Annotated in this window: 15 protein-coding genes; 4 read left to right on the plus strand and 11 right to left on the minus strand. The window is 41.9% G+C overall.

The genetic code is table 11. The features are described 5' to 3' along the window. The 6 genes from PF479_RS09660 to PF479_RS09685 all read right to left on the minus strand — a co-directional run. Window positions 1-988, minus strand: a 988-nt coding sequence (locus PF479_RS09660) for an N-acetylmuramoyl-L-alanine amidase (RefSeq protein ID WP_298005587.1), incomplete at its 3' end; no start/stop codon positions are given. After that, window positions 972-2,540, minus strand: coding sequence for an ATP-grasp domain-containing protein (locus tag PF479_RS09665; RefSeq protein WP_298005548.1), 1,569 nt, complete (start codon window positions 2,538-2,540; stop codon window positions 972-974). The genes PF479_RS09665 and PF479_RS09660, both read right to left, overlap by 17 nt. A 3-nt stretch (window positions 2,541-2,543) precedes the next feature. Continuing rightward, window positions 2,544-4,295 (minus strand): methyltransferase domain-containing protein, encoded by a 1,752-nt coding sequence (locus PF479_RS09670; RefSeq protein WP_298005551.1) that lies wholly within the window; start codon window positions 4,293-4,295, stop codon window positions 2,544-2,546. Then, window positions 4,288-4,953 carry an acylneuraminate cytidylyltransferase gene (locus PF479_RS09675; RefSeq protein WP_298005554.1) on the minus strand — a complete coding sequence of 222 codons (666 nt, stop codon included), beginning with the start codon at window positions 4,951-4,953 and terminating at the stop codon, window positions 4,288-4,290. Before PF479_RS09675 ends, PF479_RS09670 begins: the two co-directional genes overlap by 8 nt. Then, window positions 4,950-5,897, minus strand: a complete 948-nt coding sequence (locus tag PF479_RS09680; RefSeq protein WP_298005556.1) for a hypothetical protein — start codon at window positions 5,895-5,897, stop codon at window positions 4,950-4,952. The genes PF479_RS09675 and PF479_RS09680 overlap by 4 nt, the downstream gene beginning before the upstream one ends. Further along, window positions 5,872-7,383 carry a spiro-SPASM protein gene (locus tag PF479_RS09685; RefSeq protein WP_298005559.1) on the minus strand — a complete coding sequence of 504 codons (1,512 nt, stop codon included), beginning with the start codon at window positions 7,381-7,383 and terminating at the stop codon, window positions 5,872-5,874. The genes PF479_RS09680 and PF479_RS09685 overlap by 26 nt, the downstream gene beginning before the upstream one ends. A gap of 62 nt (window positions 7,384-7,445) precedes the next feature. Here PF479_RS09685 and PF479_RS09690 point away from each other — a divergent pair, with 62 nt between their 5' ends. From PF479_RS09690 to xseB, 3 genes are read left to right on the plus strand one after another with little or no spacing between them, the layout of a single operon-like run. Then, the gene (locus PF479_RS09690) at window positions 7,446-7,934 is read left to right on the plus strand and encodes a hypothetical protein (protein WP_298005561.1); all 489 of its coding nucleotides are present in this window, start codon (window positions 7,446-7,448) and stop codon (window positions 7,932-7,934) included. A 13-nt stretch (window positions 7,935-7,947) separates the two neighbouring features. Further along, the gene (gene xseA / locus PF479_RS09695) at window positions 7,948-9,150 is read left to right on the plus strand and encodes an exodeoxyribonuclease VII large subunit (protein WP_298005564.1); all 1,203 of its coding nucleotides are present in this window, start codon (window positions 7,948-7,950) and stop codon (window positions 9,148-9,150) included. Further along, window positions 9,140-9,331, plus strand: a complete 192-nt coding sequence (xseB, locus tag PF479_RS09700) for an exodeoxyribonuclease VII small subunit (protein WP_298005566.1) — start codon at window positions 9,140-9,142, stop codon at window positions 9,329-9,331. Before xseA ends, xseB begins: the two co-directional genes overlap by 11 nt. Here the strand turns inward: xseB and PF479_RS09705 are convergent. Both PF479_RS09705 and PF479_RS09710 read right to left on the minus strand, forming a co-directional pair. Continuing rightward, on the minus strand, window positions 9,316-9,729 hold the full coding sequence (locus tag PF479_RS09705) for a DUF192 domain-containing protein (protein WP_298005568.1): 414 nt from the start codon (window positions 9,727-9,729) through the stop codon (window positions 9,316-9,318). The genes xseB and PF479_RS09705 overlap by 16 nt on opposite strands. Further along, window positions 9,729-10,319 carry a hypothetical protein gene (locus PF479_RS09710; RefSeq protein WP_298005571.1) on the minus strand — a complete coding sequence of 197 codons (591 nt, stop codon included), beginning with the start codon at window positions 10,317-10,319 and terminating at the stop codon, window positions 9,729-9,731. The genes PF479_RS09705 and PF479_RS09710 overlap by 1 nt, the downstream gene beginning before the upstream one ends. Window positions 10,320-10,394: 75 nt before the next feature. Between PF479_RS09710 and PF479_RS09715 the strand changes: the two genes are divergently transcribed. Continuing rightward, window positions 10,395-11,846 (plus strand): PEGA domain-containing protein, encoded by a 1,452-nt coding sequence (locus tag PF479_RS09715; protein ID WP_298005574.1) that lies wholly within the window; start codon window positions 10,395-10,397, stop codon window positions 11,844-11,846. Here the strand turns inward: PF479_RS09715 and PF479_RS09720 are convergent. The 3 genes from PF479_RS09720 to PF479_RS09730 all read right to left on the minus strand — a co-directional run. Then, entirely contained in the window at window positions 11,843-12,166 is a 324-nt protein-coding gene (locus tag PF479_RS09720) for a zinc ribbon domain-containing protein (protein WP_298005578.1), read from the minus strand. The genes PF479_RS09715 and PF479_RS09720 overlap by 4 nt on opposite strands. Beyond that, window positions 12,166-16,842, minus strand: a complete 4,677-nt coding sequence (locus tag PF479_RS09725) for a SpoIIE family protein phosphatase (protein ID WP_298005582.1) — start codon at window positions 16,840-16,842, stop codon at window positions 12,166-12,168. The genes PF479_RS09720 and PF479_RS09725 overlap by 1 nt, the downstream gene beginning before the upstream one ends. A gap of 50 nt (window positions 16,843-16,892) precedes the next feature. Beyond that, the coding region (locus tag PF479_RS09730) for a hypothetical protein (RefSeq protein WP_298005585.1) at window positions 16,893-19,733 on the minus strand (2,841 nt) is incomplete at its 5' end.

Here is a 19,733-nt window from a genome sequence, read left to right on the forward strand (position 1 = left end):
CTATTATACCATTATAGATTCCATTGTTGAGTCTCATCAAGTATTCAGGGTCACGGAGAAGTACGGTTTCTTCACTATTTGTTAAGAATCCGGCTTCTATGAGTACCGAGGCCATCATGGCATTTCTTACAACGAACCATGATTCTTCCTTAATCCCTCTGTTGGGAGTTGTATCTCCCAGTGTCTTTTTCAGATTATCAAGAATGAAACCCGCCAATTTTTTGCTTTCCAGAGTGAATTCTTCTTCCATGAGTGTATTCAGCACCGGATCCAGCCTATCTACCGATCCATCATCTCCCAGGATCTGCCGCCTGTAATCTTCAGGGAGATACCATATTTCAAAGCCGCTTGCCTTTTTATTCAGGCTCGCATTGGCATGAAGAGAGATATATATGATCCCTTCACCATCCTTCAGATTAAAGCTATTGGCAAGTTCTACACGTTCTTCCAATGTCGGATAGATATCAGTCCTCCTGGTCAGGATGATTTCCTTATCATTATATTTTGCTGATAGTTTTTCTTCCAATGAGAGAGTCAGATCAAGAACAAGATTCTTCTCATAAATGGGAACTGTGATTCCGTCAACCGGGAAATAACTGGTTGCACCTGAATCTCTTCCACCATGACCGGCATCCAGAATAATGGCTGCAACCCTGAAACCTGATGGATTTTTAACTGTTTTTTCACTCAGGAAAAACCGGGAAATAAACTCCACTGTGTCAGAAGAGAATTTCAATATTCCCTTTTCATAGACTATGGCTGCTGTATAAAAAACATCCTTACCATTGAGGAGCAATAGGGACTCATCCGCCATAAAGGCGATGGTTTGATTCTCTTTGATTAGAATCCCTTTCTTTATTTCCGGGTCCCACAGCAATCGTGATCCCGTTTTTTCAATAAGTTCATTCTGATCCATAGACTCTGAAAAAAGAGTGATTGATATGAGAAGGAATTGCAGGATTAGAAGAACTTTAATGAGCCTCATCATTCTGATCAATATACCACAGTGCTCCCTGTATGCCTCCCCTCAAGAAGCTATACCAGAAATGCTTGGCGAAGAGGGTCCAACTCGAATCATCGGTCTTCCTCAGGTTTCTTTCTGTTAGGATTTCTTCCAGGGCTTTTTCAAGGGACAGGCAATTCCAGTCTTTTTGTTGTAAAAATACTTCTCCTGTTCCATCCTGAGGGACAGGAACAGGGCCTTCTTTATACTTCATTGAATAATCTGGTTTAAAATCCCGAAGACACACCAGTTCTTCCCAGTCTTCCATCTTATAGGCCGAGGGCGGGAACTGAGAATTCAAAGGAGCCGATAGAAAATCAAGTGTTTCCGGCTCTCCCCTCTCTAAAAGAATCCGGATGATCGAAACGGCTTCTTCACTTGTTTTGATGGCGTCCCCTCTCAGTGGAGCAACGGCTATGACATTCCCGCACTTCATCACATTATTGAGGGGGAAACGGACCTGGTCTCCCTTGTCTGATATGAGGAATATGTCTTTTACATTTTTGAGATCGTGGGCTTCTTCCAGATTTAAAATATCCATAATTTTTCCGGGAATGGAAATAAAGGCTCTTTCAGAGGAACAATTCTGTTGTGTTTCCTTGAGATTTCCCGGTTCCAATCCCATAGCAAGACGCATTCCCTCTTCGACCAGTTGTATACCCGATGCATAGGGATAGGTCCATCCCGACATATACCCTCCTGAAAGTCTTGCCGCTATTTCACCGATCATTACTCCCCTGGTTGTGAGTTTGATGTCTCCCTTTGCCGCACCCAATGTGATTCCCAGTGCCTTGACTGCCTCTTTGAAAACCTTAAAAATCTGTTCTTCCGTTTCTTTATCTACTTTTGCCGGAAGAATGTGACCCATTTCTATAAAACAGGGCGGATAGTAAATAAGCCTGTCTGCAAATCCTGTGATTGTCACGGTATCATTGTATATAAGAGAATCAATACTGAACTCTGGGCCGTCCATAAACTCTTCAACAATGGCCCTGCCTGTTCTGGAGAATCTTATGGCTTCCACCGCCGATTTTTCCAGGGTTTCCGGTGTTTCTACAGTAATAACACCCCGCCCGCCCATATTATCTACTGGTTTGACCACAAGAGGATAGCGAAGTCTTTTTGTCACTTCATGGGCGTCCATGTCGGCAGAAAGTTCGCAAAATGCAGGGATAGGTATGTTATGTTCCTGAAACTTCATTCTCATCCGATATTTATCAGTGCAGTCAAGGGCTGACTGATAAGGTATTCCAGGAAGGTTCAGCTTTTCTGCAATCCAGGCTACCGAGGCAGAAAAATCTGTTCCGCATGTAAACACACCCTGAATGTTTCTGGTCTGCATCAAGTTTTCTGCCGCTTCTACGAGACCAACTCTGTCTTTCAGGTCAATATTTAAAAATTCATCGGCTCTTGATATACAGGGGGCATGAGGATTACCGTCTGCGGCTATGCTATACCAATTATTTTTCCTGGCAGCATCAAAGGCTGGCATCTGCATGATGCCGGCTCCCAATATTATAATAGCAGGTTGACTCATTTCTTATCCTTTTACAGCATAAATTTCAAAGGTGTCACCCCATCCAAAGAGGAGGCTTATATATTTTCGGAGAGTGAGGGGCAATACCCTTTTCAATCTATCCGGGAATCTTTCGGGATGGTGACCAGTCACATGGAATTTTATAGTATGAAATCCGTACATTCTCAAGGCTTTCCGTGCAGATCTTCTATCCCAAAGGGTGAAATGATCCTCCGGACTGTTTTCAAGGAATCCTGAAAGGTTGAATATTCCGCTAATTCCTGAGGCATGGGGTGTTGACAGGGCTAATATTCCTCCTTTTTTCAGAAAATAATTCACCTTGGTCAGGAGGGAACTCAAGTCATCAAAATGCTCAATGACATACCAGAGCGTTATGACATCAAACTGTTCTTTGTCAAAAATCGGGTTCTCACTGGGGATATTTTCAAAGGCATCCTGATGAATCCTGATTTCGGGATAGTGTTCCCTGACATATGAAACCGCATCTTCTGATATTTCCAGGCCCCAGGAAGAAAATCCTTTTTGGATGGCTTCAAGCAAAAAAGGTCCATAGGCACAACCGATATCCAATAAACTGCCGGATTTAATCCTTATGCGACCGAGTCTTTCCGATGCCATTTTCCGGATATGGGGAAAGTCCTCCAGATAGGTCTTTCCGTATTGTGCTTTATAATCTGAGAAAAAATAATCTTTTTTATAAATATCTTTTTTCTGCCTGAATTGTACCATGTACTTCATGCTGCAGTCCCGGCAGAGGAAATAGCTCCTTTGAGGGAACCTTCCGATGGATTTCCGATGACTGCTGCCGCAAATCGGGCAGTCTTCAGCAGATATGGTCATGCTTTGAATCCATTCCATAAAGGGAGCGGATTTTTGTGTATATTTCTCCCAAAGTTTTACCCATGGGGTTTGGTTATTTGTCATCTGTGTCATCAGTGCTTCAGAGAGTACATGATTAATTTGGGAATTTACTTTTTTATAGGCCTTTGGACAGTAGGGAATTTTACTCAAGCGGCTCAATTTATCATGATATTTTCCAGGATTAAAAAGAAGAACCGGTACTCGTGAACAAAGGGATTCAACAGCCGTTAATCCATAGCTTGTGATCACAAAATCATAGTGCATCAACTGATCTTTCAGGTTATCAGCATAATCCAGGCAGTGAACCTCCAACGGGGTGGAATTCACGGATTTGTTCTTTTCCGGAAGGATGACATACCAGTCAAATCTGGAAAGCAGTTTCATATCCAGGGATTGGAGAATCTTCGTGCTTAGATTACAAGGATCTTCACCCCCGAAGGATATAAGAATTTTTTTTAATTTTCTGTCAGGTCTGATGCTTTTGGGACCGTTGAAAAATGAAAACTCCTGAAGGTTCGGCAGCTCTTTCAGGGAAGACGGAAGGATATCCAGAATATAGGATGCACTTTTTCTCAAATCTCCTGCTTCATCAATAGCCAGTACAGGAACGCCTTTGAATTGAATGGGTAAGTCTGAAGTCAAACGATTATCCAGAATAATCAATTCCCAATGATCCCCTTCAGAATCAGTTACTGCATCATGGTATATTAAATTTCCGACAGTTTTGAAAATGGGATGATTCTGCATATCGATGCTTTTTTCTGTCTCACAATCCAGTAGGTAGATGTGGACTTCTTTGAATCCAGATGCCCAGTCCAGGCATCTTTTAAGGTGCCCGGTGCCATTCCCCTGTCTAAGGGATGGAATAAACAGTATTTTATCGGGGTTAATCATTCTGGAGCAAGTATTCCTTCAGACTCTCAAAGTCTATGGTCGTGGCGTGATACAGGTCAGAAAATATTTTTGAAATTCTATTATAATCCTCTATGGTATCGAGAGTGACACGGTGATTCATTGGGGGGGCATGGTTCATATATTGAATATTGAATTGATCCGGGTTTCTGTAAAGATAAGGTGTTACATGTTCATGGTCATAGGGATTGTCTGTGAGGGAATATGCCCTTTCCAGGGCCTCTCTTTTGAAGACTTCCACACCGCACCCCAGGGGAAGGCCTTTCATGGCCATATAATCAATTGAATTCTCATTTTCAATCTCTGAGATAACCAAGGATGCTTTTTCCCAGGCTACAAGAGGATTATCCCCGGTCGCTCGAATGATAATATCGGGCTTGAAAAACCTTCCTGCCTCGATATAGCGATTCAGTACATCACTCCGGTCTCCTGTGAAAACTTTAAAACCGCATTTTTCGGCCAGAGGTTGGAGAACCGTATCGTCTCCAGGGGCTGTCACGATTACATAATCATCAAGATTTAAATACCTGAGGGACAACATGGCATGCTCTATGACCGTCCTTCCCTGGATGATTTTTAATGCTTTTTGGGGAAGCCGGGAAGAGTCCAGGCGAACCTGCAGGAATACGGCTTTTTTCATTCCAATTTCCAGAGTTCAGTTAAACTGTAAGGATCCATTTGAAAGCGGAATTTATTTTTTCTGACCCAGTGCCATATTTCTGTATAATCCTTGAAGGAATTAAAAATGGACATCCGGGATTGCAGGTGGAAACGCAGTATGCTGGGAAGAGACAACTGACAGGAATCTCCCTTAAAATGGAGTGCCAGGTTCTTTAAAAAGAAACGCTTATATGAACTGTCAATGCTGATATTATCATGGGGAATTTCATTCTGGTAGGCAATTTTTATACCAGTAAAACACTGAATTTTTTCACCCCATAAGTAGGCTCTGAAACCAAAATCCATTTTTTGCCAATAGGGCGAAAGAATTTTAGAATCAAAACCCTCTGTAAGCATAAATTTCTTCCTGTTGTAAATCCCGCAGTAATCAAATGGATAAAGTGTAGGAGTATCATTTTTTACAGAACCTAAGGATAGCACTTCCAGTTTATGACCAGAAAAAAATGGAGCAAGCCTGATGGGAATGGACTCCTTTTGGGAGTTCATCAGAACCGGTATGCTGCAGAGCGATTCCTGCTGTGCTGCCAGAGCAAATAAGCGTCCTGTTTTACCTAAGATCTGTAAATCCATATCATCCCACATCACGAGGACGTGGGATCCTGAAGACTCCCTCATGGCGATATTAATTTGTTCACCCGTGGTGAGATCCTCAGGCATAACAATACACTTAAGTTCAGGAATTGTTCTGGTCAGATTGTCAATATCAGTACCCGGGTTTTCGATGGAGAGTATTTCCTGGATCTGTATTTGAGACAGTTTTTGTATCTGTTCCTTTCTGAAAGGCCGCCCTCCTCTGCTGAGGAGAACCAGAGTAATTCCTTCAAATGAGTCTTTTTCACGCCCTCCTGCCGCTACAACAGTGTATCCTGGAAGTGGGTCAGAAGTTATAGCTGTAGTATTCATCACAACTGGTGCACACTCCTTTAAATTCCCCATTTATGTGTTCAGAAAAAACGTCATTGCCTCTGTTCCATATCTCCTCGAGAGATTCGTTAAAGCAGTTCAGCCTGTTCTTTGAGGGTTTGAGCTCTTCCCGGCAGAGGATGACTGAACCGTCCAGGAGGATAGTCATTTCCCTTTTCAGGTGCCAACAGGGAAACCGCCTAAGAGGGGACAAATCGGTTATTTTCTTTTCCGGAAGCTCTTTGGAAAAGTGATCATATTTCTGAATGATCACATGTTCCGTTTTTTGTTTCCAATAACGGTAGAAATCTTCCAGATCATCTTCATTTTCCTTCATTCTGACAGCCTGTACCCAGGTATGGTCAGGATTTTGTGAGAGAAGGGTCTCTATCATTGATAAAGCTTCTTTTTGGCCTTCCCCTCTGAGTTCCTGATACAAGTCACTGTCCAGGACATCCAATGAAATGATCCATTCAATTCTTTGGGACTGAATGATTTTCAGAAGTTCAGGATTATTCATATCTCCCCATCCAATTCCGGAACTTTCGATGACAAAATTCAATCTGGTTTTTTCCAGGAGCGACTGCAGGACCAGTTTTATATCTGAATGCAATGAAGGCTCACCCCAAAGGCTCAGAGAAACCCTGGCATCGGGTGTGAAGGACTCAATCTTTTCGGACAGAGCCAGGATCTTTTCCACAGACATTTCTCTATCATCATGTCTATGATCCGGATTCATCACCGGATAGGGACAGTAGGCACAACTCTGAGGGCATGCCGAGGAAATTTGAACCTGGTAATAATTGGGTGCCCTTCTGCAATGTTGTTCAAGAGATTCATGCTTTTCGATGAAGTCCCTGGACGTGTATATTCCGGCTTTGACAAAACTATTGAGCTGCAGAAAATTAATTTTATTGTCTGAGGAAAGACATATCCTCTTTAACCGTAAATCTACAGGGGATATTTCAGTTTCGATATCAAAGGAATTGATATCCTGCTGTACCCATGAAAACAGAGCTTCCCTGTCAATTTTATCTTTTTTCTCGGGAATGTTTCTGTTTAATTCAGTGAGGGTTCTGGAACAAATGATTTCCGGAGCCAGACCAAGGGGATAGCCGTCGGCAAACGTATAGTCAGCATAGTACTTCAAATGGTTGGAATACATTTTTTCAAACAGCGTGATATCCAGCAGGGGAGTATCGGAAAAATAGTAGAAACAGTGATCATACCCTTCTGAGTATTCGGCCATGGTTTTTAAAAGAAGATCCTGTCGGTCCACTTCCAGTGAGACAATCTCGGGATGATTATTTGAATCATAGAAGGATTGTCCCTGTTCATGATCGAGTGCTATGGGTATAATTTTTTCCACGTCCGGCAGGCTGAATGTAAAATCCAGAACCATTTGAGATATGGTTCCATGCCCCGGAAGAGGTTTTTGTGAGTAGGAATTGCTTTTGATCAAATTCAGAAAGACTATATTTCTCATGTTATCAATATCGTCAATAAGATTATTTCATCTGAGGGAAAGATACAATCCCGGGAGAAATTATGAAAATATATGAATGGACTCTTTTTGTATTTGTCAGTTTCTTTACTTTTATTTCCTGTTCTACCCACTCCCTGGTCAGAGTCAGGTCCTTGGAAAAATTTCTAAAATCCCATGATTTAGAGTATACAGTAGATTCGGAAGGTGATTTCAGAATACTTTCGGCTGGAGAAAAGCAGCCGCGGGATGTCTGGATCAGAGGAGATATCAATTATTCAGGTTCCATCGGGATACGTGAAATTTTCACATTTTCATCTCTTCTGGGCCCCCTGGAGCTCAGTCGGGTCAGCAGGGTTCTGCTTCTGGATAATTTACAAACCAGAGTCATGGGCAGCTGGTCATTGTTGAAGGATCATGAGCGAGATCAATATCTGATTCTCTATACCGTTAAAGCTCCGCTTAATGCAAAAGAAGACTACATTCTTCAGGCCATTAAAGAGTCTTCTGAAGCAGCCATGATACTGGAAAGAGTTCTGTCTCCAGGTTTATAATTGAGGAGTTTTCATGACAGGTATACCCAGTTACAATGTTTCTGAATTGACATATCTTATAAAAAATACACTGGAGGATCAGTTTCCCGTTGTTAGAGTTCAAGGGGAAATCAGTACATTCAGACCAGCAGCCTCGGGTCACTGCTATTTTAACCTTAAGGACAGAGATGCCGTTATTACTGCCGTCTTATTCAGACAACAGCGGCAGCAGCTGACTTTTAATCCCGTTGACGGGCAATCCGTTTCGGTCATTGGAAGAGTCACCGTTTATCCCCAGAGAGGCAATTATCAGCTCATCTGCGAAACCATGGAAAAAACCGGCCGGGGTGACATTCTGTATCAGCTTGAACTATTAAAGAAGAGACTTCAGGGTGAAGGATTATTCGATTTATCTGCAAAAAAAGCACTTCCCCCCTACCCGGCCTGCATTGCCGTTGTGACCTCTCTACGGGGTGCGGCCCTTCAGGACATTCTCCAGGTTCTCCAACGGCGCATGCAATCCTGCAGGATTCTTATCAAAGACACTGTGGTTCAGGGTGACAGCTCCGCTGCATCCATTATTAGATCATTGAACATAGTCAATAAAATGACTGATGTTGACCTTATTATTTTAGCCCGGGGTGGAGGATCTCTTGAAGATCTTTTGTCCTTCAGCAATGAAGAGGTCGTTCGCGCCGTAGCTTCCTCTCGACTGTCCATTATTACTGGGATCGGCCATGAAATTGATTTTTCTCTGGCAGATTTTGCAGCGGATCTGAGGGCGGCTACTCCATCGGCCGCCGCTGAAATTGTCTCTCAAAACAGTATTGAAGCGCCTACCAGGGTGAAACAGATGAAATCTCAACTCATGCAGGCCATGAAACACTCTTTTGAAAAACAGAGATGGAGGCTCAGTCTCTGTGATAGAGTTGTTCTTCAAGCGGCTCTCCTGGATCAGATCAGTCAGCGTCAGCAAACAATAGATTTCTGGAGAATGGAAACTAAAAGAACATTTCTGAACAGAATCAATGAGTTCAAACATATAAATAGAATGAATATAGAATTTCTTGAAGCCTCCTCTCCGGAAAAAATACTTTCCAGGGGCTACGCTCTGGTCAGCAGGAATGAAAAAATCATGGGCCGTGCGGGAGACCTGACCGAGGGAGACAGAGTGGATCTTCAGTTTTTCGATGGAACAAAATCAGCTACGATAGAAGGTGAATCAATTGACATTTGAAGAAAAAATGAAACGTCTGGAAGAAATTTCTGAACAGATAAAATCGGGTGCTGTGGATTTTACAGATCAGCTGGATCTTTACAAAGAAGGAGCCACCCTGGCTGAGGACATTGAAAAAGAGCTGAGTCAGGCAGAGCATTTGATTGAGGAGATAGGCGATTCAGATCAAGGGGAGAAATAAACTTTGTCTCCCACGGTAATGTGGTGTTTTTCGAAAAACCCCTGATTGACTTCCAGAGCATAGAGAACAGAACCGCGGGATTGAACTGATTTTTGTGAATAGGGTTTTAATTCATGGATTTCACGGATGATTCCTGCTTTATTGATGTAGGCAATTGACAGGGGGATTGACGTGTCCTTCATCCAGAAGGAAATTTTTTGTTCTTCTTCGAACACAAACAGCATCCCTTCATTCAGGGGAAGGGATGATCTGTTCATCAGCCCCTGTCTCCTGCTTTCCTGAGAGTCTGCCAATTCAACACGGATATTCGAATCTCCAATTTTTATCGTAATAAACTCATTATCCGAGGCTGAGCAGGATGATATTAAGATCAGGAGCAGAAACAGTATCCTGAGCATTAAAAATCCTCCAGAAATTCGCTTCTAGCAACTTCCTGAAAGCTTTTTAATCTTATATTTTCATCCAAAAAAGTATTAAATACTTCCAAATCAAGGTATTTGACGGTCAATGGATATTCCAGACTGACCTTAATTTTATCATTTGACCAATACATTCCCTCAGGGGATAGTTCCCGGGGAGGACCATATTTGCTTATCATTGATTTTTGAATACTGAAAAAATCAATTTTAGTCCTATCGAGCTGTAGAATAATCAGATAGAGTCTTTTTTCATGAAACTGGAAAAATCCCTGATCTATAAAAGACTGACCTTTACTGCTGATCAGAGCCTGGGTGCCCTCTTTTTGTATCGATACATCAGGATCTCCTCTGAAATCAAAACGTGACTCCACAAGAAGCTTTTCTTTTGTTTCATCGAATGTCATGCCTAAAGAGATGGACCGGTACGCTCCCGGAAGGTCCTGAAATTCCTGGTTTGCCGGCGGAGTAGTCTCTTTTGCATCGCCATTACTTTCTATTAAAGATGTCTGGCTGTACAGCAGCTGAGAAATAAGGAATAATAAGAGTAAGTTGATTTTAAAGATTCTCATTATTAATGATTATCGGATATATATTGCTGTAAAAATAGTGAAAGATTGACAGGATTTAAACTACAAGGATGAAATATGAAAAAACTGATTTATACGGTTCTCCTTATTCTCATTCCCTTCACCCTAATTGCACAGAATTCAGAACAACCCCTTATCACTATTCAATCGAGAAAAATCCTGGACTATGAAAGACCTCCCCGTCTGAAAGAAGAAGACAACAAAAATGGAGTGACCTTTCAATTTGTTCCAGGATTAGAAATCGTAACCGACCTTGAATATGTGAAAGTTTACATTTTTGATATCGAAACGGGAAGGACTCCCTTTGAAAGTAATAATATCCAGAATGGTTCTATTAGAATCAAACTGGAAAAACCCGGGTTTCCGAACACAACTTTCTGGGTGATGATCAAGGATGGATTCAGAACTACTGTGTCTGTTTCGTATTTGCAGACCAGGGAGACAGAGAATCCTGTAATCTTTGAACCTGCGGAAAAAAAATCATCCCCCCTGTATCTGAATATAAATCCTGAAGATCCGGGTTATTATCGACAGTTGTTTTATCTCAATGACAGTGATTTAAATCTTCATAAAACTCTTCTCCTGATTGATGAGGCCTTTAACACCGAGATGATTCTGTCTCCCCAATCCTTATCAGGAGCTGAGGGGGCGGTATTTTCATGGAATGGTTTGAATGCAGAAGATAAACCTGTCGCGGATGGTGTTTATACGCTTCAAATCTCTCCGGATGAAAAGTATTTAATTGGAATCAACCGGAAATATTCACGGCGTAGTACTAATTATTATTCTGGGTTTGCAGGATTGGCACTTGTCCCCTCGGCGAGGATTCTTTTTCCAGGGGGCTTTCAGTTCGGGTCGACTATCAGCCTGGAAAGAACTGAATCAGACAGTTCTCTAGAGTACAACCTCCCTTTTTCATTCTTTCTCCGCAGCTCTCCTTTGAAGATGTGGGAGACGGCTTTCGAAGCAGAAACATCTTTTATTACTGAAGATGCCAGACCCTCTCTCAGATTAAACAGTTCTCAAAAAGTATTTGTCTTTGAATCATATCCCCTGCAGATTTCAATAGGACTCCGGGGCTCCTATAAAAGTGCGATTAATGACTTTTCCGAACAGAAGATGAGTAGTCTTATCCGGGATCCCACGGGTCTCTCTTTTTATATTCCCTTTCAATATAAGCTTCCAGGCTGGGATTTATATGCATCTCCTGAAATCTTATTCTCTCTGCATCCTCTGTTAGAAGATGTTTCCAGTAATAAACACGATTATTATGGCGTGATTCGATGGGGTATTCAATATTCCACTGATGTTCTATTTAGTGTCGGAATTTCTTCGTCCCTGTATTTTCCATCCTATAGAGGGAGCACTTCCATCATGCAGGCAGGCCTGGAGGGCACCTTCTTTATTCCTGAGACCCCCATGTACCTGAATCTCTATACGATTATGCAAAAGGTTCATAGGGGAGAACGAGGCAGTTCCCAGGGATTCAATCTCGGATTTCTGCTTTAAGTATCCTGGCTAATTTTATAGAATATAAAGATGAGTAGAAATAGAAGGACCCCGCTCATAAGCCAGAAGGCCCGGGATGAAATAAAATCAAGGACAGGATTTTTACAGGGAGGTGATTCAGGCTGATTCTTTATTTCCAAGTCTACAGATTCATTCTTTCCAGAATAACCACAGCGGGGACATCCTCCCTTAAAGAAATCTGCCTCATCCGTATACCCGCAGGAGGGGCATTTGACGGCCTTGAAGCGGACCCCGCATTCCGGACAAGTCGTTGTATTCCGATTCACTTCTTTACCGCAGTTGTCACAATAAAAACCCATTATTTTTTCAAAATTCCCAGGATGGTCAGGTCATCATACTGAGCATCTTCCTTCAAATGGGAATAGTAGGTGTACTCGGGAGATTCTTCGTCTACAATAGGATATCTGAAATAGTCTCTGTACTGGTCAAAATGTTTTTTAAGGTAATCATCGACTTTATTATCAATTCTGATTCTATCATCGACTCCTGCGTTTGGATCAAGGTAGAGTCTGAAAACTTTTTCCGCTGATATCAGCCCCAGTACAGTGTCTTTCAAATCACCCGAACCATTTGAATAGTCAAAAGAAAGGTTTATACTCGGATTGGGCTGATGGTATTGGTAAATCTTATATTGCTTTTTCTTTAAGATGGCTTCCATGATTTCTTCGATTCTGGCTAAACCAAGCTCTTCGTTGTCGGAATCCAACTCATGAGATACAAAATCTTCATCTCCCACTATAGATGAGTCACAGCTACCGTCACATTTTATCAGTGATAAATCAATATTCCTGAATGTGCGTTTCGCTTCTTCTATTCCATCTGTAAATAGAAAGAGAATATCATTTTTTTTCAATTGGTGAGTAATCTGTTTGAAAGCATCATCCCCGATGACATCAGAAGTAAACATTCCAGCTGCAGGGGATGTTTCCATTTCTTTTTTCACAACCCTTTGCTCAGTACCATCATAATAGTAAAAAATTTTGTCTCCCGCATGACATATCCAGCATTTACCGGTTTCTATGTTGATGATGGTCACAATCAAGGCTGCAAATTTTCCCTGAAAGTCAATTTCTGCAATAAGGTCATTGATATTCATAACCAGCTTTTCCAGATGAATTCCATCTCTCTTGATATCCAGTTTTGAGAAATAATCCTTAAAGAGTGTGGCTACCTCCACCATGATAAGAGATGCGGGAATGTCTTTTCCTGATATATCGCATTTTATCGTTGCATAGTGTTTTTCATCCAATCTTCTATAATCAAAATAGTCTCCTGATACTCCTTTTGCACCCTCATAATAACCGAAGAAGTGAATTTTATCGTTCAGTTCCTCCCCGGTCGTGTACTTTCTATCAGCACCGGGTACAGGATCCAGAGGAAGGAATTTTTTCTGAATTTCTTTACCTAAGACCAAGGATTTATTGGCTACTGCCGCTGCTACCAGTCCTTCTGTCATCTGATTGAAGGTATTGGCCAACTCGGAAAGTTCATCCCTGGTTCCGGTCTCGATAGAATAATTTTTCAGTTTTGATTTATCCTGTGTGTCTCTGACAAGAGCAACCCCTTCGACAAGCTTTCTTATGGGATTCAGCATGGTCTGTGCCAATAGCAGAGCACCAGCCAGACCACCGGCGAGGGCTATCAGGGAGATGATCATCGTAATCCTTAAAATGTCATTCTGGATACCAATAATATCCTCCAGAATCCTCTGTATGGATACATCCAGGCGTATTATCCCTCTGAAGTAGGACTCTCTGCCCTTGTTTCTGTAGACAATGGGTTTATAGAAGGTATAGACAAGTTGTTTTTCAGAGAGTGTATCAATACTATAATCCGGATTCGTCTGGATTATATTCGACACGGTGGCTAATTTATCATTGATTTCCGTTTCAATACGACTAATGGTATCCTGAATGATTCTCAACTCTTCGAGGGACGCCGTATCTCCACGGAGGGCAAGGCGGACCGCATCTTCTGATAACTGATCCAGTTGGGTACTCTGATCACCAATGAGTTCTACTGCTTTCTGATTGATTTCAATCTCCAGCATTTTGATTTTGGGAGATAACTGGTCGTCAATTCTGCTGACACCTGCCTCATATCGGTTTATGAGTCCCGACTCATCCAGAGCTTCCAAAATTAAGGGACGATCCTTTTCTGTATAATCAGTGAAATCATAGTTCTCATTCTTCTTATACTTTTGATCAAAGCCTTCAGCCTGACTCAGTGACCATCCTTCGGGCAGACTCAGATCATCTACCGCGACAGTAGACGGGAATTTCTGGAGTGAGTCAATTTCCGGATTATTTGAGCTCCATATATAATTAAAATTTTCAGGGTCATTGGTCCCCTGCCCTGTTATGGTTGTATTGAGAGCTTCATCCATGGCTCTGATTGTGCCGGGTAATAAACCAAGTTCCAGTCTGTTTTGTGTCGGGAGATAGGTCCTGGCGCTGGTGGCCAGAGTTTCCAGGAGAAGTGAACTCTTGGCATACAGACCCTCAGATAAATTCTTTTTCTGTGTATTAATCATGTAATTACCTAAAAATATAGAAATCAGTAAAATCACAGCCAGGATTAATGTCAGCAGGGCCAGTGTAAACTTAAGCCTCAATCCCATTCCTCTCCGTTTCATCACTTTCATCCTCTCTTTTATCAATTCACTTCTGAAGGGAGTTCCTTCAATAACAGATTTTATATCATCTTCCAGATGTTTCGACTCTGCCACCAATCTGAATATTTGCCATGAAGACAGAAAACAGATCAGAATCAGGAAGAAAATCAACAGGGAGAAGGCCACACTGTTCAAGTTGAATATGTGTCTTGCAAGATCAACAGGGGTCCAGAAGGTCTTGTAATCGAAGGAAAAATCGCCGAATCTGACTGTTCCTGTTGAATCCAGCTGTAATCTTCCCTTAGCGAAGGCAAATCCCCGGATTGGATGTTCCACACCTACCAGATAACTGCCCTCTTCAAAGACTTCTACAAGGGGTCCGTTTATAATTCTATCACTGCTGACTACATATTCATTTTGAATAAGAGTGTATTCATAATCCCAGGGTGGCTGACCGTTTTTATCCAGTACGATTCGCCTTATCCGGCCTCTCTCACTGAAACCGCGGCCGATAATTGTGAGGACAACCCTCTCCAGTTCATCCCGTTTTGTTTGGACATCAGAAATGTAGGTCACAGGGATATATTTATTTGTTCTGAAAAGAAGGATGGAAGGCTCGCTTCTGTTGCCTACGTCATCAAAGGCACTGACTGACAAAGCCCAAAAACCATTGTCTCTGTTATTGTATTGCACGGCAGGACTGAGGGTTTGTACTGTTCCCGGAGGTGAAGGCAGGTCCAGCAGGGAGGGATCCATTAAATCAACATCCTCACCCAGAAAATAGAATTGATAACTATACCCTCCCGGGTGTTCGTCAGATGATGACCATGTCAGGGTGAAGGTATTGCTTATAAGATATCCCAGGGCATCAGTGAGAGGTTTAAAAAACCGAACCGGTTCGGGGGGGATCGTATCTCTAGTGATTCTTAGATGCAGAGTCTCCGACCAGTTGCCTGCATAATCTACAAGAGCAATATGGAAGTACCAGTCTCCATCATCCAAGGCTCTGAATGCTTCGGTTCTTTCTCTTAAGTCCAGTAAATCAGGATCTTTTTCAGGCTGGGACTCAGGATTTTTATCCCATAGGTAACTGAATCCCAGTATTCCAGAAGAATCCACGGGTCTTCGCCAGCTGATGACGGCACTGTCATTAGACTGTCTTCCCTTATCCTGAAAGTTTACAGTTTTAATGAGTGGTGGAAGAGCAGACCTGTCAGGAGTCAGAATGGAAATATTTCTATTTTCATTCAGCTGATTTTCCCAGAGTATGAACAGATCATCCTTATGTTTGATCCAACGACCATAGGTAGAATCACCGGTCATCAGGCTGATTCTTTTTTCCTGCCAGAATATACCCTTTTTCTGAGCCATGATGATTTGATTGCCATTTCTGTTATCAAACCAGAGAATAAGCGACTCTCCCTTATCCCTTATGATCCGGGGATAAGCAGTAAAATATGTTCCCCTGGATATTTGTTCAATTTCTTCTAAAACCGAGGCATTCCTGTCAAAAACACCATAATATACCTGAGGCATTTCTCTGCCCAGCCTTCTTTCCCAGACCAGATGAATCCTTCCATCTTCGGCATAAATATGGGGTCTCTGATTGTCAAAGAGGAAGAAATCGTTGTTCTCACCGCTTCTGAACTCACTGAAGGTCGTTAATTGGACCTCAGATGACCAGGTGCTTTCATTCCGGTCTTTACTCTTGAGGAAAAGCTGATACGTATTTCTCTGGTCTGTATATAAGGACTGGAAGACAACATATTCGGTCAGGTCGTCAAATGCATAATGGGGGAGGAAGTTCTGTTTCAGATCATTGCTTTGTATGAAGTGTTCAGGAGTGGTCCAAACCTCCCCTTCTTCTGATTCGCTGAAATAGATGGAAAGTACTTCTGTCTCGTTAGGAAGTATAACTTTTCCTGTTAGAAAGAGAATTAAGCCCTTGTCGGCTTTTCGGAAAACCCTGGGAACAACCGAGGAACTCTCGCTTTCAATTCTTGAAATTCTGATCATTGGACTCTGTAAATCACTAAGTCTATAAATATCAATTCTCTTTTCTGATGCTGCTAATGCCAGGATGGGAGTTCCATTCCTGTCTGTACTCAGTGAAAACAGGGAAACTCTGTCTTCGCCTGTATAGCTGAAGGACTCAATCAATGGAACTGGTTCTGACCAGGTTGAACCGGATTCTGAGTAGGATCCAAGGATTGTAACCATGGAGGGATTATTCTTGTCATATTCCTGCCAGGCTGTCAGAATATATCCCTGTTCACTCGAAATCTGCTGGGGATAAAAAGACTCCCCAGTCTCTATATTCAGTGGATCTTCCCAGTAATAATTTTGTGAATAGGCTGACATCGCAGAGAAAAAAAGCAAGAGACTGAATGTTATATAAGTGAGTTTCAATTTCAGAATTTTGATTCAATTCTCCTTTTCAGATCCTGAAGTGGAGGATAGGATGCTGTTGTTTTGTTACCTAAAAGCTGCTGAACTATAGCATATGCCTCAAAATACTCACCGTTTATATATTTTTCTTCGGCAGATTTAAAACGGACATTAGCAGCGGAAGAAAGAACCACTGTTGTTTGACCGCCTGCATCAAGTTGTATTCTGTCTTTGAGTACTAATGCTGCCTGATTTTCAGGGTTCAGTTCAATTGCCCTGTCTAATTGTGTCAGTGCTACGGGAAACTGGGAACGAACATTACCCTCTACGATGGCATATGCTTTTTCATAGAGAGATTTACTCTCTGCCAAGGCTTTAAGGTTCGGGGGAGGTCTTCTTATTCCTAATAGAATCTCTGCGTTGTACAGGGCGTTTTTCATTCCAGGATAATCCGGTTGCAAAGCGGAAAGGTCTTTTAAATCAATGTAGGCAATATCAGTTTCTGTTCTTAATTTACTGAGGGCGCTCTTGAATTTCTCTTCAAATGTAATTTTGAAAAGTTCAGGATCTTTCAGCTGTTGAATCTTAAGTTTGAGTACACTGGCCTGTTGATTCAAAGGCATGGGAATCAGTATCTCATTCAGGTTTTGGTCTGCCTTATCCAGGAGTCTCAGACCTTTATTCCTTGCGCCTGATTCAAGATCTTTTTTACCGGATTCAAAATTGGTATAAGCCAAATTCAAGAATTGAGTCATTTCTGCATACAGGGGTTCGGTTTCCGCAATCGTTCTGCCCGACTCAACAGAAAGGGCCGCTCTTACAAGGTTCAACCAGTAGTTTATCTCATTATTTGGTTCCGTATTCGTAGAGTACCATCTGCTTTCAGCCCTGAGCAGAATCACTTCGCTCAGGCCATACAATCCCTGTAGATAGAGTTCTTTCCCTTTGGTTACATTTTCCCGGACAAAGCGAATGACTTCTTTGTTCTCTTCCAGAAGGATCCTTGACTGAAGATCGACAATCCTTCTATCCGTGGAGGATCGTTCCACCACGGCTTCATTGAATGAAAGAGCCTGAACAAACAGCTCCTGAGCCGTTGTCAGTTCATCTAAGGCTTGTCTGAACTCTTTGCGGGTCAAGGCGTTTTCTGACTGTTGAAGACGGAATTCTCCCTCTCCCAGAAACCTTTCGGATGAAGCTATGTTTTGATCAGCTTTTCTCTGTAACCTGGTATACTCTCGCAGATCATCTTCCATATTGAGCAGGAGGGCTTCAGCCCGGCCAATATATTCAGACATCTTTTCTTTCTGGGGAATCTCCTTCTGGATTCCCTGGTAATGAGTCTTATATGTTTTTACTCTTGCAGTAAGGTCTGTATTTATTTCCTTTAGCTGTTCGGTAATTGCCATACTCTCCTCTGGAAAAACATAGAGGAGAGAGGCATCTCCTTCTATCGCTTCTGCTGGAGGGATTCCATCCATCAATGACTGAGAACGTGTCATTGAACTTTCCATCTGATTGTATTCCCTTTCCATAGGAAGGATTTCAAAGTCTGCAGAATCCAGGGCAATTCTACCATTCAGATTCATGTAATTCTGTATTCCCCTATCAATAAGTGTCAGATAGAGAGCCCCTTGTTCTGTTGCCAGATTATCATTATAAAGTGCATCCCCGCTGTAGGAATTGATGTATTTGTTCCACCCTTCTTTCAGAAGTAGCAAATCATCAAGTTCTCTGGATACAGTATCTCTTTGCTCGGCCATGAGTTCCAGATCCTGATCATTATAGATGCTGAATTCATCCAGGCGCTGATTAAAAAGGCTCAATTGAGAGTTGTATTCAGCCTTATTCTTTTTTATCCTGATATTTTCGAGGGTAATGTATTCTTTGTTTAGCCATGATTCTGAGGTAGAATGTAGATTAAATTCCGGATCAACATTGATACGGCCGGACCAGAGATTGGTCATATCAATTCCTTTTTCGGCCCAGTATTGGGCTTCATCAAAACTGTTTTGTGCCTGAACCCAAGAATTATTGTTAAAAAATTCTTCTCCCCGGCTCATCAATTCATCAGTTTTACGGAAATATTCCTCTTGAAGGAGGGAAATATTCTTTTCCCAGTATTTGTCCATTGCCAGAACCAGTCCTTCTCCATATCGATTATCCAGACGTCCGAATACAATTCTATTGGCAAAACTCAGGAAGAAGTCTTCCTTGAATTCCGCACTTATTCTGCCCAGAAGAAAGTTCTGTTCTTCAAAAATATATCCGGCTTTCCATATCCTGTTTCTGAGATCGGTGAAACGGGAATAATTTTTCATCAAGGATTCATGAATGATTATGTTCTCTTCAACAGAAGAGATGATTGATTGGGGCGTATATGTATCCAGTCGTCGGTAGTTCTCAACGAATTCATCAAGAGAACTGGATAGAAGAAGTAGTTGGGCATCAACGGGCCCTTTAATTAAGTCACCATAATTTCTTTCATCGTAGGTTCTCTTATGAAGTTGAAAACCCGTCTGGTAAATACTGACAGCGGCATCGTAATTCTGATTGTTGATCTGGACCAGCGCTCTGTCCATCAATTCATTAAATAATAATCGGAAATAGATCAGTTCGGCACTTATTCTGGCATCAGTGAGTGACTCGCTCGTTGAATCATTGGGGTTATTCTCCAATTTTTCCAATTCACTGATGATTTCAAGGCCCTTCTGATAATCATTTTCCTCAAAAAGAGCACGAATCAATTCTTCATATTTTGCATTGAACTCTTCTTTTTTTAGTCGGATTTCCTGAATCTTTTTTTGAGCCTTATCCATTTCCTCTGGATTTTCTTTCACAATTTCAACCAGAAGGTTAATGGC

The organism is Oceanispirochaeta sp. (genome assembly GCF_027859075.1).
Classification (GTDB): domain Bacteria; phylum Spirochaetota; class Spirochaetia; order DSM-2461; family DSM-2461; genus Oceanispirochaeta.